Annotated in this window: 12 protein-coding genes; all 12 read left to right on the forward strand. The window is 65.2% G+C overall.

Translation table 11 applies throughout. From position 1 onward, the window contains the following. Positions 1-71: 71 nt before the first annotated feature. The 12 genes from MWN76_RS12930 to MWN76_RS12985 all read left to right on the forward strand — a co-directional run bounded on the left by MWN76_RS12930 (position 72) and on the right by MWN76_RS12985 (position 15,013). A complete protein-coding gene (locus MWN76_RS12930) occupies positions 72-3,029 on the forward strand; it encodes a FimV/HubP family polar landmark protein (RefSeq protein ID WP_250461851.1) in 2,958 nt (985 codons plus the stop codon). 175 nt (positions 3,030-3,204) lie between these two features. Further along, the gene (truA, locus tag MWN76_RS12935; protein WP_250461852.1) at positions 3,205-4,101 is read left to right on the forward strand and encodes a tRNA pseudouridine(38-40) synthase TruA; all 897 of its coding nucleotides are present in this window, start codon (positions 3,205-3,207) and stop codon (positions 4,099-4,101) included. A 108-nt stretch (positions 4,102-4,209) separates the two neighbouring features. Beyond that, positions 4,210-4,818, forward strand: coding sequence for a phosphoribosylanthranilate isomerase (locus MWN76_RS12940; protein ID WP_250461853.1), 609 nt, complete (start codon positions 4,210-4,212; stop codon positions 4,816-4,818). Positions 4,819-4,944: 126 nt separating this feature from the next. After that, positions 4,945-6,162: a tryptophan synthase subunit beta gene (gene trpB, locus MWN76_RS12945; protein ID WP_250461854.1), complete on the forward strand. Its 1,218-nt coding sequence runs from the start codon at positions 4,945-4,947 to the stop codon at positions 6,160-6,162. 15 nt (positions 6,163-6,177) lie between these two features. Then, positions 6,178-6,987 carry a tryptophan synthase subunit alpha gene (gene trpA, locus MWN76_RS12950; protein ID WP_250461855.1) on the forward strand — a complete coding sequence of 270 codons (810 nt, stop codon included), beginning with the start codon at positions 6,178-6,180 and terminating at the stop codon, positions 6,985-6,987. Positions 6,988-7,146: 159 nt separating this feature from the next. Beyond that, entirely contained in the window at positions 7,147-8,034 is an 888-nt protein-coding gene (gene accD, locus MWN76_RS12955; protein WP_250461856.1) for an acetyl-CoA carboxylase, carboxyltransferase subunit beta, read from the forward strand. A gap of 187 nt (positions 8,035-8,221) precedes the next feature. Then, on the forward strand, positions 8,222-9,514 hold the full coding sequence (gene folC, locus MWN76_RS12960; protein WP_250461857.1) for a bifunctional tetrahydrofolate synthase/dihydrofolate synthase: 1,293 nt from the start codon (positions 8,222-8,224) through the stop codon (positions 9,512-9,514). After that, entirely contained in the window at positions 9,501-10,139 is a 639-nt protein-coding gene (locus MWN76_RS12965) for an SPOR domain-containing protein (protein WP_250461858.1), read from the forward strand. Before folC ends, MWN76_RS12965 begins: the two co-directional genes overlap by 14 nt. A 131-nt stretch (positions 10,140-10,270) precedes the next feature. Next, positions 10,271-10,774 (forward strand): CvpA family protein, encoded by a 504-nt coding sequence (locus tag MWN76_RS12970; RefSeq protein ID WP_250461859.1) that lies wholly within the window; start codon positions 10,271-10,273, stop codon positions 10,772-10,774. An 85-nt stretch (positions 10,775-10,859) separates the two neighbouring features. Then, positions 10,860-12,347, forward strand: coding sequence for an amidophosphoribosyltransferase (gene purF, locus MWN76_RS12975; RefSeq protein ID WP_250461860.1), 1,488 nt, complete (start codon positions 10,860-10,862; stop codon positions 12,345-12,347). Between the two features lie 393 nt (positions 12,348-12,740). After that, positions 12,741-13,922 carry an O-succinylhomoserine sulfhydrylase gene (locus tag MWN76_RS12980; protein WP_250461861.1) on the forward strand — a complete coding sequence of 394 codons (1,182 nt, stop codon included), beginning with the start codon at positions 12,741-12,743 and terminating at the stop codon, positions 13,920-13,922. A gap of 179 nt (positions 13,923-14,101) precedes the next feature. After that, entirely contained in the window at positions 14,102-15,013 is a 912-nt protein-coding gene (locus MWN76_RS12985) for an AAA family ATPase (RefSeq protein WP_250461862.1), read from the forward strand. Position 15,014 lies beyond the last annotated feature (1 nt).

Consider the following 15,014-nt stretch of genomic DNA (forward strand, 5'->3'; position numbering starts at 1 on the left):
GTTGAACGTTTACTGTACAGTGATAGGGCTTTGTGGAAAGCCCGGGATTCTAACAATAAAGGGAATCGGATATGCGTGTGCGAAAGCTGGCACTAGCGGTTGGTCTGGTCAGCGCACTGGGTGGCAACACGGCTCTGGCGCTCGGGCTGGGGGAGATCAAGTTGAACTCCACCCTCAACCAGCCCCTCGATGCGGAAATCGGCCTGCTGCAGACCCGCGGCCTCGGCGACGGTGAGATCAAGGTACGTCTCGCCAACCCGGAGGATTTCGAGCGGGCCGGTGTCGACAGATCCTATTTGCTCACCGAGCTGCGCTTCGATGTGGACTACTCCGGTGCCAAGCCGGTGGTCCGTGTCTCCAGCCGCGCGCCAATTCGCGAGCCCTACCTGAATTTCCTGGTGGAGACCCGCTGGCCCAGCGGGCGCCTGCTGCGCGAGTACACACTGTTGATGGACCTGCCGGCATTTTCCGGCAGCACGGCGCAGCAGCCGGTGCGCGCCGCCGAGCGCGAGCGCCAGCAGGTACGCCGCGATACGCAATCGCAACGGCGCCCGCTGGAGCAGATGCAGACCCGCCCCGCCGCCGAAGAAACCGCCGAGCCGCGCCAGCAGCAGGCAGAGACCCGACCGCAGGCCCGGGAGCCCGCCGAGGAGCCGATGGAGCTGCGCCGCGAGGCGCGGCCAGCCGCCGAGACAGCGGCGGACAGTGGCAGTCAGGTCTACGGCCCGGTTTCCTCCAACGAAACCCTGTGGGAAATCGCGCTGGAAAACCGCGCCGGTCGCGAATTCTCCGTGCAGCAGACCATGCTGGCGATCCAGCGCCTCAACCCCGAGGCGTTTATCAATGACAATATCAACCTGCTGAAGAAAGGTGCCGTGCTGCGCCTGCCAAATGCGCAGGATATCCGCGCCCTCAGTGTGCGCGACGCCATTTCCGAAGTGGCGGTACAGAACGACAGCTGGCGCGAGCGCGTCGGCGACGATGCCGCTACCGGCGCACCGCTGGATGCGCGTGCCGCCAGCAGCGATGTGGCCGAGAGCGAATCGGTCGAGGGCCGCGTCAGTCTCGCGGCGCCGGGCGACAACGAGTCCGTGACCTCCGGTACCGGCAGTGGTGCCAGCGACAGCGAGGCGCTTACCGGTGAGCTGGCGGTGAGCGAGGAGGAGCTGGACAAGTCCGAGCTCGAGAATCAGGAGCTCAAGGACCGTATTTCCGAACTCGACGAGCAGATCGACACCATGGAGCGCATGGTGGAGGTCTCCAACGAAGAGATGCAGGCGGTGCAGGAAGCCGCCGGGCAGTCTGAAACCCCGTCCGCCGAAACCGGTGAGGGTGCCACAGAGACCGCCGCGGACGAGGTCGCCGCGGAAGCGGAAACCGAAACCGCCGCCGAACCCGAAGCCGCTGCAGAGCCGGAATCGCAACCGGACGACAGCCGCAACCGCGTGGTGGTCCAGACCAAATCCGAGCCGACCCTGATGGAGCGGCTGATGGACAATATCCAGCTGATCGGGATCGGCCTGGGTGTCCTGGTCATCGGCCTGGCCGGGTTCCTGACCTGGCGCCGCCGCAAGGAAGAAGAGGAGGCCATGCGCCAGGTCGAGGCCGAAATGGCCGCCGAGCGCGCCCTCGCCGATGCGCCGGAGGAAGTCGCCGAGCCGGACGAAAACCTGACCGCAGTCGAGTCCATGGAGGCCGAGGACAGCTTCGATCTGGGCGAGCTGGACGATGTCGGAACCGACGACCCCATCTCGGAAGCCGAAATTCACCTGTCCCTCGGGCAATACAGCGAGGCCGAAGGCAAGTTGCTGAACGGCATCGACAAGGACCCGAACAATGTCGACGCGCGCCTGATGCTGCTGGAGGTCTATGCCCACGAGCAGAGCGCGGACAAGTTCGACGATCACTATCGCCAACTGCTCAGTGTCAGCGATGGCCCCGCGGCCGACCGCGCCGCGCGCCTGCGCGAAAGCATTGCCGGCGCCCCGCCGTTTGAGGCGCCGTCGATGGACTTCTCCAGCGAATCCCTGGAGGCGACACAGCTGGACGATATCAGCGCTTCGTTTGAAGACGAATTTGCCGCGGGCGATGACTTCTCCGGCGACACCGGCAGCGGACAGCAGGAGGACACCTCGCTGCTGGACGACCTGACCATGGATCTGTCCGATGACAGCGGCAGCGCCGGCGCATCGGGAGCGGCCCGGGATGATGGCGATTTCTCCCTGGACCTCGACCTGGATACCGGCTTCGACAGCGACAGCCGCGCGGAAGAGGCCTCCGGCCAGGAGAGCGCCGAGGACGATTTCAACCTCGACGACCTGATGTCCGGCGAGCTGGATCTGGATGGCCTGGATCTCGATGCCGACGGCGATACGTCCGCGGAGAAAACATCGGGCGAGTTGGGCCCGATCGAATACGAGCGCACGAGTGTCGCCACGGAAGACAGCGGGGATGAGGGCGGCCTGGATTTCGACCTGGACCTGTCCGCAATGGAAGACGATACCGCGGGCGAGCTGCAGGCCGACCCGGAGGCATCGCCAACAACCGCAGCGGAAGAACCGGTGGCGGACAGCGCGGACGACTTCTCTGACGACCTGGACAGCTTCGGCGACGATTTCGGCGAGGGCCTGGACCTGGATTCCATCGACCTGGACGATATTGCCGGGGAGTTGGATGCCGATGACTCCCTGGCGATGGAGAGCGACACCGATGTGGCCGTCGCCGAACAGCCGCAACCGGCATCCCGGCCCGAGCCCGCAACCGGCGCCAGTGAGGCGCAAACCGCGAAGAGCACTGAAAGCGCCGAAGCCGATCTCGGCGACCTGAACTTCAACCTGGAGAGCGACCTGGATTCCGAGTTGAACCTGCTCGAGGGCAACGACGAAGTCAGCACCAAGCTGGAACTGGCCCAGGCCTACCTGGATATGGGCGACAAAGACGGCGCCAAGGATATCCTCAACGAGGTGGTCGGGGAGAGCAGCGGTGAACACCAGAGCCGCGCCAGGGAAATGCTGGAGCGCATGGCTTAACGGCGGCATTCCGCAGCTCCGGAAAAACCTCGCACCCGCTGCGGGGTTTTTTTATGGTCGGGATCGGGTGGGGCAGCCTTGGCAGGCCGAAGGCCGTGCGCCAGTGAGGCCCGGCGAGCGCACGCGCCCCGATGGCACGACACCGAAACCCGCCCGTTGCGGCCGGACGTAAACCATGAATCGCGAATACACCTACAAATCCAACGGCGAAGTTCCCGCCGGTGAGCAGCTCCCCGAGGGCCTGCACCGCGTTGCCCTCGGCGTCGAATACTGCGGCGCCCGCCTGCACGGCTTCCAGAAACAGAAATCCGCCGCTGAAACGGTACAGGCGCATCTGGAAAAAGCCCTGTCCGCGATTGCGGCCGAGCCGGTGACCCTGGTCTGCGCCGGCCGCACCGATGCCGGCGTGCACGCCACCGGCCAGGTCATTCATTTCGACACACGCGCGCAGCGCCCCGAACGCGCCTGGGTACAGGGTGTCAACACCAAGCTGCCGGATGCCGTGCGCGTGCGCTGGGCGAAGGAAGTGCCGGCACAGTTCCACGCGCGCTTTTCCGCCCACGCGCGCAGCTACCGCTACCTGATCCACAGCGCCCCGACACGTTCCGCCCAGGCGGCCAGCGAAGTCACCTGGACCCAGCACCCGCTGGATATCGACGCCATGCGCGAAGCCAGCCAGCACCTGATCGGCACGCACGATTTCACCAGCTACCGCGCGACCCAGTGCCAGGCCAAAAGCCCCGTGCGCGAGATTGCGCGGCTGGATATCGCCAGGGTGGGGCAGTTGATCGTGCTGGAGATCAGCGCCAACGCCTTCCTGCACCATATGGTGCGCAATATCACCGGCGTGCTGATGGCGATCGGCCGTGGCGAGCGCGAACCCGAATGGGCGGGAGAAGTACTCGAAGCCCGCGACCGCAGTGCCGGCGGTGTCACCGCGCCGCCGTTCGGGCTGTATCTGGTGGACGTGCAGTACCCGCCCGAATTCAATCTGCCCGCCTTCGAACCCGGGCCGCTACTGGTGCCGCTTCCCCTCGGCGGCCTCTCTGTGCCCGGGGGCGCGGCGCGCTGATCGCGCACGGCGGTCGTGCTCTGTACATTTCGCACCCTGCGCCAATCTGCTAGTATCGCGTGCTCCCTCATTTTTGAACGGCCGGTCGGCCCGCGACCTCGGGATTCAATGCAAGTAAAGATCTGCGGTATAACCACCAGCGAGGATGCCCGCGACGCCGTCGCCGCCGGGGCCGATGCGCTGGGGCTGGTGTTCTATGCCAAAAGCCCGCGCAATGTCACCGCCGAACAGGCGGCCGTGATCGCCAGGGCCGTGCCGCCTTTCGTCACCCTCGTGGGACTGTTTGTCGATGCCGCCAGCGCCGAAGTGGAGGACATACTGGCGCGGGTGCCGCTCAACCTGATGCAGTTCCACGGCAGTGAATCGGCGGACGACTGCGAACAGTTCCGGCGCCCCTATATCAAGGCGCTGCGCATGAAAGACGATCTCGATGTGCTCGCGGCCATGGCCGGGCACCCGGCGGCGCGCGGTTTCCTGCTCGACGCCTACCGCCCGGGCGTGCCCGGCGGCACCGGCGAATCCTTCGACTGGCAGCGTGTGCCGCGGGGCAGCGGCCAGCAGATAGTGCTGGCCGGAGGCCTGACACCGGACAATGTGGCGCGGGCCATCGACGAGGCGCGGCCGCAGGCGGTGGACGTCAGCGGCGGCGTGGAGGTCTCGCCGGGCCGCAAGGACCCGCACAAGGTGGCGGCCTTTATCCGCGCGGCCAAGGGGTAGTGGCGAGTGGTTTGTGATGGGAGATCAGTAACCCGGGTTTCAGCGTTCGGGGCAGGCCTGCCAATGGCGCACCCCGCACCGGCTCCGTGAAACTCGAGTCAGTCAAAGTAAGGATGGAGTGAGTCTGTGAGCAAGCAAGACGCAGTGGATTTTTCGGCCTTCCCGGATGCCGGCGGGCATTTCGGTCCCTACGGTGGCCGTTTTGTGTCGGAGACGTTGATCGGCGCCCTGGATGAATTGCGGGAAATGTACACCCGCCTGAAAGACGACCCGGAATTCGTCGCCGCCTTCGATTACGACCTGGCCCACTATGTCGGCCGCCCGTCGCCGCTGTATCTGGCCGAGCGGCTGACCGAAGCCGCCGGCGGCGCGCGCATCTGGCTCAAGCGCGAGGACCTGAACCACACCGGCGCGCACAAGGTGAACAATACCGTCGGCCAGGCGCTGCTGGCCAAGCACAGCGGCAAGAGCCGCGTGATCGCCGAAACCGGTGCCGGCCAGCACGGCGTCGCCACCGCCACCGTGGCCGCGCGCCTGGGGCTGAAATGTGCCGTGTATATGGGGGCTGAGGACGTCAAGCGCCAGTCGCCCAATGTCTATCGCATGAAGCTGCTGGGTGCCGAGGTGATCCCGGTGGAATCCGGCTCGAAGACGCTGAAAGATGCCATGAACGAGGCGATGCGGGACTGGGTCACCAATGTCGACGATACCTTCTATATCATCGGCACAGTGGCCGGCCCGCACCCGTACCCGCAACTGGTGCGCGATTTCAACTCGGTGATCGGTCGCGAGGCGCGCCGCCAGAGCCAGGAGGAGTTCGGTGCGCTGCCGGACGCACTGGTGGCCTGTGTCGGCGGCGGTTCCAATGCCATCGGCCTGTTCCACCCGTTCCTGAACGACAGCGACGTGAAGATGTACGGCGTCGAGGCCGGCGGCGAGGGGCTGGCCACCGGCCACCACGCGGCGCCGCTGAACGACGGGGTGCCGGGTATCCTGCACGGCAACCGCACCTACCTGATGGAGGACGACGACGGCCAGATCATCGAGACCCACTCGGTATCCGCCGGTCTCGACTATCCCGGCGTGGGCCCGGAACACGCCTGGCTGAAGGATATCGGCCGCGTGGAATACGTCACCGCCGACGACAAGGAGGCGCTGGACGCCTTCCGCACCCTGACCCGCACCGAGGGCATCATCCCCGCGCTGGAATCCAGCCACGCGGTGGCCTATGCGCTGAAGCTGGCCGCCACCATGAACGCGGACCAGAACATTGTCGTGAACCTGTCCGGCCGCGGCGACAAGGATATTTTCACCGTGGCCGCCATCGACGGCATCCAGGTGTAACGGGGGATTGCAGCAGTGACAGAAGAAAACAGAATCGATCGCCGTTTCGCCAGCCTGCGCGCCGAGGGCCGCAAGGCGCTGGTCACCTATATCGTCGCCGGCGACGGCGGCCCGGAAAACACCGTGCCGCTGATGCACCAGCTGGTGGCCAGCGGTTCCGACCTGATCGAGCTGGGTGTGCCTTTCTCCGACCCGATGGCCGAGGGCCCGGTGATCCAGAAGGGTCACGAGCGCGCACTGGAGCACAAAACCTCGCTGCGCAAATGCCTGCAGATGGTGGCCGAGTTCCGTCGTGACGATAGCGATACGCCGGTAATCCTGATGGGCTATGCCAACCCGATCGAGAAAATGGGGGCGGAGGTCTTTGCCGATGCCGCCCGCGATGCCGGTGTCGACGGCGCACTGACCGTGGACCTGCCGGCCGAGGAAGCGGGTCCGCTGAACCGGCTGCTGGGCGAGCGCAACCTGCGCAATATCTTCCTGCTCACACCCACCACCGGCGATGGGCGCCTGCAGCAGATCACGGATCTGGCCAGCGGCTTTGTCTACTATGTATCCCTGAAAGGGGTGACCGGCGCCGGCCACCTGGATCCGGAATCCGTGCGCGAAAACCTGGACCGCATCCGCCGCCACACGGACCTGCCGCTGTGTGTCGGTTTCGGTATCAAGGACGGCAAGTCGGCCAGGGCTGTCAGTGAACACGGCGATGGCGCCGTGGTGGGCAGTGTGCTGGTATCGGCGGTCGGCGAGGCGCAATCCGCGGATGTGGCGCGGGATAATGTCGCGGCGATAGTCGGTGAAATCCGCTCCGCGCTCGATCGGTAGGGTGCGCAGCGCACACCGTATACAGGCTTGGCCAGAAAGCCTGAAATGGCGGCTGATCTGGCTAAGCCTGTCGGTCCGCTAAGTGTTTTAATTCTCAGTCTGAAAACCAGTGGCCGGTAAAATACCCGGCCCAGGAAAGCATCGGGATTTGGAAACAAAATGAGCTGGTTAGAAAAAATCGTTCCCGCGGTCATTCGCACCGAGCGCCGCAGCGGCGCCAGCAAGGTGCCGGAAGGTGTCTGGAAAAAATGCGTCAAGTGCGACGCCATGCTGTACCGGCCGGAGCTGGAGCGCAATCTGGATGTGTGTCCCAAGTGTGACCACCATATGCGAATCGGCGCGCGCCGGCGCCTGGATATCTTCCTCGACGAAGACGGGCGCGAGGAACTGGCCACCGATGTGGAACCGGTGGATCGCCTGAAATTCAAGGATGTGAAAAAGTACAAGGATCGCCTGACCCAGGCGCAGAAAAAAACCGGCGAGAAGGATGCGCTGATCGCCATGCGCGGCACCCTGCAGGGCAAGCCGCTGGTGGCGGTGGCCTTCGAGTTCGCCTTTCACGGCGGCTCCATGGGCTATGTGGTCGGCGAGCGCTTTACCCGCGCCGCGCAACTGGCACTGGAAGAGCGCATCCCGCTGGTCTGCTTCTCCGCCACCGGCGGCGCGCGCATGCAGGAGGCGCTGATCTCGCTGATGCAGATGGCCAAGACCTCCGCGGTGCTGGAAAAAATGAAGATGGCCGGCGTACCCTATATTTCCGTGATGACCGACCCGGTCTACGGCGGCGTCTCCGCATCGCTGGCGCTGCTGGGCGATATCAACGCCGCCGAGCCGGGCGCCCGCGCCGGTTTTGCCGGCCCCAATATCATCGAGCAGACCATCCGCCAGAAGCTGCCCAAGGGTTTCCAGCGCAGCGAGTTCCTGCTGGATCACGGCGCCATCGATATGATCATCCCGCGCGGCGAGATGCGCGAGACGGTCGGTCGGTTGCTGGGCAAACTGACCGAGGCTGAATCCGCGGCCGGGGAATCGGCGCTCGGCGTATAGGATTTCACTCTGATCCCTGCCGGCACGCTCGACCTACAGGGGCCTCGGGCGCAGTTCCCTTTTCAGCATCCATCTATGGGCTCGCCATCCCGGATTCGATCCGGGATCCGGCCCCGGTGGCCCTGGATCCGGATCGTATTGTCATGCCGGACTTGATCCGGTACCGGAATGACGAGAATACGCCCTTATGAATACTCTCCAAGACTGGCTCTCCCGGCTCGAACAACTGCACCCCGTCGAGATCGAACTGGGCCTGGAGCGCGTCGCACGCGTGGCGAAGGTGCTGGGTGTCGAAAAGCCGGCGCCCAGGATCATCTCCGTGGCCGGCACCAACGGCAAGGGTTCCTGCGTGGCCACCATGGAGGCGCTGCTGCGCGCCGGCGGTCACTCGGTGGGCGCCTACAGCTCGCCGCACCTGCTGCGGTTCAACGAGCGGGTGCGCATCGACGGCCTGGAGGCGAACGACGCGGAACTGATGCGCGCCTTCGAGGCGGTGGAAGCGGCCCGCGGCGATATCGGGCTGACCTATTTCGAGTTCACCACCCTGGCGGCACTGTGGCTGTTCCGGCAGGCCGGCGTTGAATACGCGCTGCTGGAGGTGGGGCTCGGCGGGCGCCTGGATGCGGTCAACCTGGTGGATGCGGACCTGGCGGTAATCACCAGTGTGGCGGTGGACCACAAGGCCTGGCTGGGTAGCGACCGGGAAGTCATCGGCCGCGAGAAGGCCGGTATCCTGCGCCCCGGCAGCCCCTGCGTCTGCGCCGACCCGCAGCCGCCGCAGTCGGTGGTCGGTGCCGCTGCGAAAACCGGTGCCGCCGCTTATTTTCTCGGTCGGGACTTTTTCCTGGGCGCCGGGGATTCTTCGTCCACCGCTGATGGCGCCTCACGGGGCAACCGGTTCCGCTTCGGGGAGCTGGATATCGCGTTGCCGCCGGTCAGCCTGCCGCCTCCGAGTGTGGCGGCGGCGATTACCGCGCTGTCGGTACTGGGCGCGCTGCCGTATGGGGATATCGAGGATGTCCTGGCGGGGATCCGGCTGGCGGGGCGCTGCCAGCAACTGGAATGGCGGGGGCGGTCGCTGTTGCTGGATGTGGGTCACAACCCCGCCGCGGCGGAATACCTGGCCCGCTGGCTGGCCCGGCATCCGGTTTCCGGCCGCACCCACGCGCTGGTGGCGGCGATGGCGGACAAGGACCTGCCCGGGCTGTTCGCGCCGCTGCGGCAGCGGGTGGATCGCTGGTATCCGGCGCTGCTGCCCGGCAACAGCCGCGCGGCGGACTGCAATGGCCTGCTCGGCGGCCTGCGCGAGGCGGGGATCGATAAGGCGGCCATAGACGGCGATTGCCCGACGGTGATCGACGGGCTGGAGCGGCTGCTGGCGACCGCCGGGACACAAGATCGGTTGCTTGTCTTCGGATCCTTCTTTACTGTTGCGGAAGTTTTACAGCAGATACGAGAAGACAGTCATGGCGAGTCGTGACCGGGGTGCCGTCCAGCGGGGCCGACTGAACGATGGCTTCCGGCAGCGCATTGTCGGCGCCCTGGTGCTGGGCGCGCTCGCCGTGATTTTCCTGCCCACGCTGTTCGACCGCGAGGGCGCGCGCTATATCGACGTGACCAGCCAGATTCCGCCGCAGCCGGATATCCAGCCGATCGAGATCGCCGAGCCGGAACCGGTGGCCGACGCCGCGCCGGCCCCGGATCCGGACGATGCCTTCCAGCCCGCGGTGCGGGAACCGGATTCCCCGCCCGCCCCCGAAAAGCTCCAGGCGGCCGCGGAAACGGTTGCGGAAGAGCCTGAAAAGCCGGTCGAACCGCAAAAACCGGAACAGGATTCCTCCCCGATTCTCGATGCCGACGGGCTGCCGGAGGCCTGGGTGGTGCAGGTGGCCGCCTACCGGGATGAATCCCGGGCGAAGAAACTGCGCCGCCAGTTGATGGACGAGGGCTACAAGGCCTATACCCGCGCCGTGACCACCGACAAGGGCCGGTTTGTCCGCGTCTTCGTCGGCCCCAAGGTCAGCAGGGCGGATGCCCGGTCCGTCAAGCGGGAGCTGGACCAGTTGCTCGGTGCCGAGACGCTGGTATTGCGGTTCAAGGCCTGATTGTCTACCCGCCCGCCAATCGCGGCATTCCTCCTAAATCCACACGCTTTCGCGAACAGCTTCACGCGTACGGGAGTGTAAGTTAGAATGCGCGCTCTTCGCGGCGGTGGCCGCCTGGCAGGTAGGACTGGATGAACTGGGCTGACTGGACCATTCTGGCAATCGTGGCCATTTCCACGCTGATCGGTCTCAGCCGCGGTTTCGTGCGCGAAACCCTGTCCCTCCTTACCTGGGTTGCGGCCTTCGTGATCGCAATGATGTTCCGCGACGAGCTGGCGCCGCTGCTGTCCAGGCTCGTGGACACCCCGTCACTGCAGGCCATCGCGGCCTTTGCCATCCTGTTTATCTTTACGCTGCTGGCCGGTGCCGGCCTGAACATGACCCTGTCCGCGTTTGTCGAGGCCACCGGCCTGTCCGGTACCGACCGGGTGCTGGGGATGGTGTTCGGCCTGCTGCGCGGCTGTATCGTGGTGCTGGCGCTACTGATCCTGGCGCCGGCGCTGGTGCCGGTGGAGGAGGACAGCTGGTGGCAGGATTCGGCGCTGATCCCGCATTTCCTCAGTTTCGAGGACAGCGCGCGACAGCTGGCGGAATCGATCAAGGATCTGTTTGTGCAGGGAACCGCTTCGGAGTGAGGTGCGGCGGTGACTTTCCGCCGGTTGAAGAATTGTGTTAACGGGGCGGCGTGGCCGCTCCCTCTCGACCAGTAGGGCCAAGACTATGTGTGGTATTGTCGGTATCGTTGGTAAGAGTGACGTCAACCTGCAGTTGTACGACGCGCTCACGCTGTTGCAACACCGCGGACAGGACGCCGCCGGCATCGTCACCTGCGACAGGGACCGCCTGAACCAGCAGAAGGCCACCGGCCTGGTGCGCGATGTGTTCCGCGCGCGCCATATGGAGCGCCTGAAGGGCAATTTCGGTATCGGCCATGTGCGCTATCCCACCGCTGGCAGTTCCGGCCCGGCCCTGGCCCAGCCCTTCTACGTCAACTCTCCCTACGGCATCGCCATGGCCCACAATGGCAACCTCACCAACGTGCAGGAGGTGATGGAGGAAATCTTCCAGCAGGACCTGCGCCATATCAATACCGATTCCGATTCCGAAGTGCTGCTGAACGTGTTCGCCCACGAACTGCACAAGCAGCACAAGCTGAAGCCCGAGGCCGAGGATATCTTCACCGCCATGCGCGCGGTGCACAAGCGGGTGCGCGGCGGCTACGCCTGCGTGGCGCTGATCGTCGGTTACGGTATCGTCGCCTTCCGCGATCCGCACGGTATCCGCCCGCTGGTGTACGGCAAGCGCGAGACCGACAAGGGCACCGAGTATATGGTGGCGTCGGAATCCGTGGCGCTGAGCGTGGCCGGATATACCCTGGTGCGCGATGTGGCGCCGGGCGAGGCGATCTATATCGAGCTGGATGGCACCGTGCACGCGGAGCAGTGTGCGGAGAATCCGTCGTTGCACCCCTGTATTTTCGAGCACGTCTATTTCGCTCGCCCGGACTCCATCATGGACGGCGTGTCCGTGCACAAGGCGCGGCTGCGCCAGGGCGAGCACCTGGCGGAGAAGATTCTGCGCGAGCGCCCGGATCACGATATCGACGTGGTGATCCCGATTCCCGATTCCGCCCGTGTCTCCGGGCAGACGGTGGCGCACCGCCTGGGGGTCAAGTTCCGCGAGGGCATGGTGAAGAACCGCTATATCGGCCGCACCTTCATCATGCCGGGCCAGAAGCAGCGCAAGAAGTCCGTGCGCCAGAAGCTGAATGCGATCGAGCTGGAGTTCCGCGGCAAGAATGTGTTGCTGGTGGACGACTCCATCGTGCGCGGTACCACCTGCAAGCAGATTATCCAGATGGCCCGCGAGGCGGGTGCGGCCAAGGTCTATTTCGCCTCCGCCGCGCCGGCGGTGAAGTATCCGAATGTCTACGGCATCGATATGCCGTCCGCGCAGGAGCTGGTGGCCCACGGCCACACCACCGAGGAGGTCTGCAGGGAGATCGGTGCCGACTGGCTGATCTACCAGGACCTGGAAGACCTGGTGGAGTGCTCCGCCGAGGGCAACGACAAGATCGAACACTTCGACTGTTCCGTCTTCGACGGCAACTACGTTACCGGCGATGTCGATGAGGAATACCTGGAAAACCTCCACGCCCAGCGCAACGACGCTGCCAAGAGTGGCAAGAGCAACCAGGGCTCGCTTTGATACTGTCGGGACTCGGGACTCGGGACTCGGGACTCGGGACTCGGGACTCGGGACTCGGGACTCGGGACTCGGGACTCGGGACTCGGGACGGTGCGCCCTGAACTGAACCCCGAAACTTGAGTTGAAAGAATAGCCTCCTTTCCCCTTGGGGGAGGGCGCGGTCGCAGCCCCGTACCTTTGGTTGACCCCGGGCCGCTCCCGTTGCCGGTGGCCGTTCGGTAAACAGCCTCATCGGCAATCGCCTCCCGAACGGCCCCCGGCATCGGGGCCTTTGCATCGACATTGTGTCTTCGTTCCGACCATTTCCCCCAGCCTCACTTCCTCCCGGCGCTTTATTAATTCCTCCCCATCCGTCATCATCCGGATCACTATTCTTCATTCCACGTTGAAACTATGTTCGAAGACGAAGGCTACTCCCTGGAAACCCTGGCCGTGCGCGCCGGGCAGACGCGTTCGGAAGAGGGCGAACACTCCGAGGCGTTGTTCCTCACTTCCAGCTACGTATTCCCCTCCGCCGCCGAGGCCGCGGCGCGTTTCTCCGGTGAAAACCCCGGCAATGTCTACTCCCGCTACACCAACCCGACGGTGCGCATGTTCGATCAGCGCATCGCGGCGATGGAGGGCGGCGAGTCGGCCGTGGCCACTTCCAGCGGTATGGCGGCGATCCTGAGCCTGTGCATGGCGCTGCTGAAAAGCGGCGACAAGGTGATCTGTTCGCGCAGCGTCTTCGGTACCACCACCGCGCTGTTTACCCGCTATATGGAAAAGTTCGGCGTGTGCGTGGCCTTCGTCGACCTGACCGATATGCAGCAGTGGCAGGATGCCCTCGACGGCGATACGAAGTTGCTGTTTATGGAGACGCCGTCGAACCCGCTGTGCGAAGTGGCGGATATCCGCGCGCTGGCGGACCTGGCCCACAGCGCTGGCGCGCAGCTGGTGGTGGATAACTGTTTCTGTACCCCGGCCCTGCAGCGCCCGCTGGCGCTGGGCGCGGATATCGTGGTGCACTCGGCGACCAAGTACCTGGATGGCCAGGGCCGCTGCGTCGGCGGCGTCGCCGTGGGCAGGAAGGCGGTCATGGACGAACTGGTGATCTTCCTGCGCACCGCCGGCCCGAGCATGAGTCCGTTCAACGCCTGGGTTTTCCTGAAGGGCCTGGAGACACTGCGCCTGCGTATGGAGGCCCACTCCCGCAATGCGCTGGCACTGGCCTGGTGGCTGGATGAACAGGGTGCGGTGGAGAAGGTGAATTACGCCGGCCTGCCAAAGCATCCGGGCCACCTGCTGGCGGCGGAGCAGCAACACATGTTCGGCGGTGTGCTGAGTTTCAGTGTGCGCGGCGGGCGCGAGGCCGCCTGGAAGGTCATCGACGCCTGCAGGATTTTCTCGGTGACCGCGAATCTCGGCGATGCCAAGAGCACCATCGTGCACCCGGCCACCACCACCCACGGCCGCCTCAGTGAGGAGGACAAGGCGCGCGCCGGCATCACGGAAAACCTGATTCGTGTCTCCGTGGGCCTGGAAAGTGTCGAGGACCTGCAGGGGGACCTGGCGCGAGGGTTGGAATCGCTGTAATCGGCGCCGTTTGTGATGCCGGCGGCGGAGTCCCGGCGGCAAACACCTATGATTACCTATTGCCTCTCCCGGCTTCCCTCTCCCTCCGGGAGGGCGGCCGGGAAACGGAGCTTGCGGGGACATCCGCAGAACCGCCGGGTGACCGGTAGCAAGAAAAACCGAGCAGTAATGGATTTGCCGTGCAAAAGATTATTTCCGCCATCGTCGCCGATATCGGCAAGGTGCTCCTGGGCAAGGAGCACCAGGTCAAACTGGCGCTCGCCTGCCTGCTGTCCCGCGGACACCTGTTGATCGAAGACCTGCCCGGCATGGGCAAGACCACCCTGGCCCACGCTCTGGCGCAGGTGCTGGGGCTGTCCTACAAGCGGGTGCAGTTCACCAGCGATATGCTGCCGGCGGACATTCTCGGCGTATCCATCTTCGAGCGGGACTCCGGCGAGTTCCGTTTCCACGAGGGGCCGGTGTTCAGCCAGTTGCTGCTGGCGGACGAGATCAACCGCTCCTCGCCGAAGACCCAGAGCGCGCTGCTGGAGGCGATGGAGGAGCGCCAGGTCAGCATCGATGGCGAAACCCGCCGCCTGCCGGAACCCTTCTTTGTGATCGCCACCCAGAATCCGCTGCACCAGTCCGGCACCTTCGCGCTGCCGGAATCGCAGCTGGACCGTTTCCTGATGCGTATCAGTCTCGGTTACCCGACCCGCGAGGCGGAGCGGGCGCTGTTCCAGGGCGTGGATCCCCGCGCACAGCTGCAACGCCTGAAACCGCGCGTGGATATTGCCGCTCTGCAGAAGATGCAGGGCCTGGTGGGGCAGGTTAAGGCCTCCGACAGCCTGCTGGATTATGTCGAGCGCCTGGTACTGCACACCCGCCAGAGCCCCGAGTGCGCCGTCGGCCTGTCGCCCCGCGGCGCCCTGGCACTACTGCACGCGGCCCGCGCCTGGGCGCTGATCCACGGTCGCGGCCACCTGTTGCCGGAAGATATCCAGGCGGTGCTGCCGACGGTGGCCGGCCACCGGCTGCAGGGTGAGGGGGGCGACGGCAGTCAACTGGTGGAGCGCCTGATGCACCAGGTCGACGTCATCGCGGCCTGAT

Origin of the sequence: Microbulbifer litoralis (assembly GCF_023634065.1) — a bacterium.
In the GTDB taxonomy this organism is placed as follows: Bacteria; Pseudomonadota; Gammaproteobacteria; order Pseudomonadales; family Cellvibrionaceae; genus Microbulbifer; species Microbulbifer litoralis.

Coding starts and splice junctions, on each gene's coding strand:
- MWN76_RS12965 (WP_250461858.1), top strand. CDS start 9,501: ATGGCGAGTCGTGACCGGGGTGCCGTCCAGCGGGGCCGACTGAACGAT.
- MWN76_RS12980 (WP_250461861.1), top strand. CDS start 12,741: ATGTTCGAAGACGAAGGCTACTCCCTGGAAACCCTGGCCGTGCGCGCC.
- accD (WP_250461856.1), top strand. CDS start 7,147: ATGAGCTGGTTAGAAAAAATCGTTCCCGCGGTCATTCGCACCGAGCGC.
- MWN76_RS12940 (WP_250461853.1), top strand. CDS start 4,210: ATGCAAGTAAAGATCTGCGGTATAACCACCAGCGAGGATGCCCGCGAC.
- truA (WP_250461852.1), top strand. CDS start 3,205: ATGAATCGCGAATACACCTACAAATCCAACGGCGAAGTTCCCGCCGGT.
- folC (WP_250461857.1), top strand. CDS start 8,222: ATGAATACTCTCCAAGACTGGCTCTCCCGGCTCGAACAACTGCACCCC.
- purF (WP_250461860.1), top strand. CDS start 10,860: ATGTGTGGTATTGTCGGTATCGTTGGTAAGAGTGACGTCAACCTGCAG.
- MWN76_RS12930 (WP_250461851.1), top strand. CDS start 72: ATGCGTGTGCGAAAGCTGGCACTAGCGGTTGGTCTGGTCAGCGCACTG.
- MWN76_RS12970 (WP_250461859.1), top strand. CDS start 10,271: ATGAACTGGGCTGACTGGACCATTCTGGCAATCGTGGCCATTTCCACG.